The 4,190-nt window shown below is 68.9% G+C and carries 5 protein-coding genes and 1 pseudogene; 1 reads left to right on the top strand and 5 read right to left on the bottom strand.

Annotated features, from left to right (window positions below):
• Both GXP76_RS34380 and GXP76_RS34375 read right to left on the bottom strand, forming a co-directional pair.
• A pseudogene (locus GXP76_RS34380) lies at positions 1–394 on the bottom strand (hypothetical protein); the annotation flags it as partial.
• Between the two features lie 256 nt (positions 395–650).
• Positions 651–1,106 (bottom strand): SRPBCC family protein, encoded by a 456-nt coding sequence (locus tag GXP76_RS34375; protein WP_242575542.1) that lies wholly within the window; start codon positions 1,104–1,106, stop codon positions 651–653.
• 201 nt (positions 1,107–1,307) lie between these two features.
• Between GXP76_RS34375 and GXP76_RS34370 the strand changes: the two genes are divergently transcribed.
• Positions 1,308–2,195, top strand: coding sequence for a phosphotransferase family protein (locus tag GXP76_RS34370; RefSeq protein ID WP_242575541.1), 888 nt, complete (start codon positions 1,308–1,310; stop codon positions 2,193–2,195).
• 18 nt (positions 2,196–2,213) lie between these two features.
• Here GXP76_RS34370 and GXP76_RS34365 read toward each other — a convergent pair whose 3' ends face one another.
• From GXP76_RS34365 to GXP76_RS34355, 3 genes are all read right to left on the bottom strand, one after another.
• The gene (locus GXP76_RS34365) at positions 2,214–2,879 is read right to left on the bottom strand and encodes a DUF5063 domain-containing protein (protein WP_078075881.1); all 666 of its coding nucleotides are present in this window, start codon (positions 2,877–2,879) and stop codon (positions 2,214–2,216) included.
• Complete coding sequence (gene recR, locus GXP76_RS34360; RefSeq protein ID WP_147873611.1) at positions 2,872–3,471, bottom strand: recombination mediator RecR; 600 nt, start codon at positions 3,469–3,471, stop codon at positions 2,872–2,874. The genes GXP76_RS34365 and recR overlap by 8 nt, the downstream gene beginning before the upstream one ends.
• 82 nt (positions 3,472–3,553) lie before the next feature.
• Positions 3,554–3,889, bottom strand: a complete 336-nt coding sequence (locus tag GXP76_RS34355) for a YbaB/EbfC family nucleoid-associated protein (RefSeq protein ID WP_078075883.1) — start codon at positions 3,887–3,889, stop codon at positions 3,554–3,556.
• Positions 3,890–4,190: the final 301 nt, after the last annotated feature.

Here is a 4,190-nt window from a genome sequence, read left to right as displayed (position 1 = left end):
CGCGCAGGGAGGCCACGTACGCCCTCCACCACTCGTCGTCCCTCGACGTACGCGAGAAGTACGTGCGCGTCACCCACCGCAGGCTGTTGTCCGCGACGGCGAGATGTTCCTTCACGAGCCTCAGGTGACCGGCCTCGGAAAGGAACTTGAGCGACTTGGCGCAGGCCTGCTGCCCGTAGTCGGCGATGTTGGCCGCGAGCGCCTTGTAGCCGATCGCGGCGCCCTCGGTCAGACGATCGATGTACGCGGCGATCGCCGCTTCCCTCGTGCGCAGATGTGCGAAATCGGCGCCTGTACGCGGGAGTTGGCCGGGTGCGGAGCGTTTGCCGTAGCCGGGCTTGGCCTGGGGATGTGCGGGCGCGCGCAGGGCGGCACTAAGCTCTGTGGAATCCACGATCGAGCCTCGAATTCGATCCGTTGGTAGGCCCCGGTTTGGTGTTGTCCGCACCTGCCGGGGCCGCTTAATGCCATGAACGTTAAACCGTCAATACTCTCTGACGCAAACCGACCACGGAAAGTCATATCGACTGGTCAGCGGGGGACTTGGGAGGGGGGTTGGTTCCAACCTCCCCCACCCACTCACTTGAAAAAGGGCTCGGAGCCCGAGGCTCAAGCTCCGGGCCGACCTGCGGATACGGGTCGCATGACCCTCAAGCCGACCGCGACGCCTCGGCCGCCTTCTTGATGCGGTCGGCGAAGGCCGGTGCGTCCTTGCGGGCCGCGCCGAGGGCGATGCCCACCAGGAGTTTGCCGACGCCGTGGCCCTCCAGGACGTTGAACAGCCGCACCCGTGTCCGCCCGTCCGCGATCGTCTCCAGGTCGTAACCGCCCTCGCGCGACGTCACCACGTTCTTCGAGGTCTCCGCCCAGCGGATTCTGGTCGGCGTCTCCAGCTCGGTGATCCGCAGTTCGCGCTGGGTCCTCATCCCCGCGTCCTTCACCGTGCTCCGGAATACCGTGCCGACAGCCGTGGGGCCGGCCGGGTCCTTGGTGATGTGCTGTACCCGGGGACTGAACTCCCGGTCGTTCGTGCCCTCCGACAGATACGCGAAGACTTCCTCGATCGGCCGGTCGATCTCGGTAACCGCTTCGAACTGTCCACTCACAACGGTTCACTCCTCGAAGGTCTGAAGGTCAGAGTGGGGAAGGTGGCACTCCACTCTGCCCCTGCGACCGGGCCCCCGCCACCCGGGTTCCTGAGCCCGGGTGGCGTTCCGCCGGGCGGACGGTTTCGAGGTGCGGCTGTGGCGGGTCACGGATACCTTGCCCCGCCGACCGTTCCTCCGGCCGCGCACTACTCTCCTGCCATGGACAGCGGGCGCGGTGGTCAGGACGGATTCGTACGGGGTCTCGTGGGCCGGCACCTGCCCGGGTATCGCGTCGGGTCCGTCGTGCTTCTCGGGGAGGGTGAGGACAACGTCGCCTACGAGGTCGGCGGGGAGCTGATCGTACGGTTCAGCAAGGAGTCCGATCCGGGGCGCCGGGCCGACGTGGTGGACCGTGAGGTACGGCTGCTCGGCGCCGTCGCCGGGGTGTCGCCGTTGGCCGTTCCCGAGCCGGGCTTCACCGACGCCGAGCAGGGCTGCTTCGCCTACTTCCGGCTCCCCGGCCGGCCGCTGATCGATCTGCCCCTTTCGCGGCGGGCGGCTCACGGCGCCGTGATCGGCGCCAGGGTCGGGGAGTTGCTCGCCGCGCTGCACGCCGTTCCGGTCGGGGAGGCGGAGCGGCTGGTGGACGTCGACGACCAGCCGGGCGCGGTGTGGCTGGAGGAGGCCGCCGAGACGTACGACGTGATCGTTCCCAGCGTGCCGGCGGCACACCGTCCCGCCGTCGAGGCGTTCCTCGGGGATCCCCCGCCCGACGAGGGGCATCCCCTCGTCTTCTCGCACAACGACCTCGGGATCGAGCACGTGCTGGTCGACGAGGCGACGTGGACATGCACCGGTGTCATCGACTGGAGCGATGCCGCGATCTGCGATCCGGCCCGTGATTTCGGGCTGCTGTACCGCGACCTCGGTGCAGCGGCGCTCGACAGCGCCCTGCGGAGTTACGGAGCGCGGGACGGAGCGATCCGTGACCGTGCCGCCTTCTACGCCAAGTGCGGCGTCCTGGAGGACATGGCCTACGGGATCGAGACCGGGCGGGCCGCCTATCTGGACAAGAGCCTCGCCGCGCTGGCGTGGCTGTATCCGTGACAGGCGGCCGGACAGGGCCTACGCGGGGTCCGCGACGGGGCGCATGCCCAGGGCGCCCAGCTCCTCCGCCATGACCTTGCCCGCCTCCTCGGCCAGCGCGTCCTCGCCCAGGTCCTGGTCCGTGTCCAGGCCGTCCAGTTCCGGGAGGGGCTGGTCGAGGCGGACGTGCGCCACCAGGGACTGGAGCGCGCGGAGGGCCGCCGACGCGGTGGAGCCCCAGTTGGAGAAGTACGAGAACTGCCACCACCACAGCGCCTCGGTCGTCCGGCCCGCGCGGTAGTGCGCCATGCCGTGCCGCAGGTCGGCGACGATGTCGGCCACGTCGTCGGAGATACGGCACGGGACCGGCGCCTTGCGCGGCTCGTACGGGTCGAAGACCTCCGAGTACACGTCGATCGGCTCAAGGATCGCCGCGAAGCGCTCGCGCAGGTCGTCGACGTCCGGCTCCGGGCCCAGGTCGGGCTCGTACCGCTCGTCGGGGAGGATGTCCTCGTGCGCGCCCAGCCGGCCGCCCGCCAGGAGCAGCTGGGAGACCTCCAGGAGCAGGAAGGGCACGGCGCTGTCCGGCTCGTCGCCCTTCGCGACCTCCGTGACCGCGACGATGAAGCTCTCGACCTGGTCGGCGATCTGGACGGCGAAGTCGTCCGGGTCCTGCGTGGTGGAGTGCAGCGTTGCGTCAGACATCGAGAAGTCGTCTCCCCTCGAAGGCACGCCCCAGCGTGACCTCGTCGGCGTATTCCAGGTCGCCCCCCACGGGCAGACCGCTGGCAAGGCGTGTGACCTTCAAACCCATGGGTTTGATCATGCGTGCGAGGTACGTGGCCGTGGCCTCGCCCTCCAGGTTGGGATCGGTCGCCAGGATCAGTTCGGTGACCGTACCGTCGGCGAGACGGGCCAGCAGCTCACGGATCCGCAGGTCGTCCGGTCCCACGCCCTCGATGGGGCTGATCGCGCCGCCGAGCACGTGGTACTTGCCGCGGAACTCGCGGGTGCGCTCGATGGCCACGACGTCCTTGGGCTCCTCCACGACGCAGATGACCGTCAGGTCGCGGCGCGCGTCACGGCAGATGCCGCAGCGCTGCTCCTGCGCCACATTGCCGCACACCTCGCAGAAGCGGACCTTGTCCTTCACTTCGAGCAGGGAGTGCGCGAGGCGGCGGACGTCGGTCGGTTCGGCCTGGAGGATGTGGAAGGCGATCCGCTGCGCGCTCTTGGGACCGACGCCGGGCAGCCTGCCCAATTCGTCGATGAGGTCCTGGACCACGCCTTCGTACAACGGATTGCCTTTCCTGTGGTGCGAGTCCTGCGGTGCGGGTTCTATCCGTCCCCGCTCGTACGGTAGTTGCTGCCGCGCTTCCCTAGAAGGGCATGCCCGGCATCCCGCCGAGTCCCTGGGCGAGCGGACCGAGCTTCTCCTGCTGGAGCTGCTGCGCGTTCTCGTTCGCCGCCTGCACCGCGGCGATGACGAGATCGGCGAGCGTCTCCGTGTCCTCGGGATCGACCGCCTTGGGGTCGATGACGAGGCCGCGCAGCTCACCGGAGCCGTTGACGGTGGCCTTCACGAGACCGCCGCCCGACTGGCCGTCGACCTCGGTCGCGGCCAGTTCCTCCTGGGCCGCCGCGAGGTCCTGCTGCATCTTCTGGGCCTGCTGGAGGATCTCCTGCATATTGGGCTGGCCACCACCGGGAATCACGGTCACTCCTGGCAAATCGACGTCGGTTGTTCGGGAGGTCGAGCCTACGTGGTCACCACGCGGCCCGCCCTACCCGCAGGAACGAACTCTTTCGGGTGAGAGTGCCCGGCTCCTCTACCTGATCACGGGGCCCCTGGGGTGGAAGCGCCCGGATTTCGGGCGCGGCGCCCACCATTCGGCGGTAGGAAGTGCGGTACGCGAGTTCGACCTTCATTGAGTTCTACGTCTCCATCTTCCGCCGAGTCAGGCAGCTACGCAGAGGAGTGCCGGTGAGCCAGCCGGACATGCAGCCCGGGGGGCC

The organism is Streptomyces sp. NP-1717, from assembly GCF_022695985.1.
GTDB lineage: Bacteria > Actinomycetota > Actinomycetes > Streptomycetales > Streptomycetaceae > Streptomyces.
This window is presented reverse-complemented; position numbering and strand designations above follow the sequence as displayed.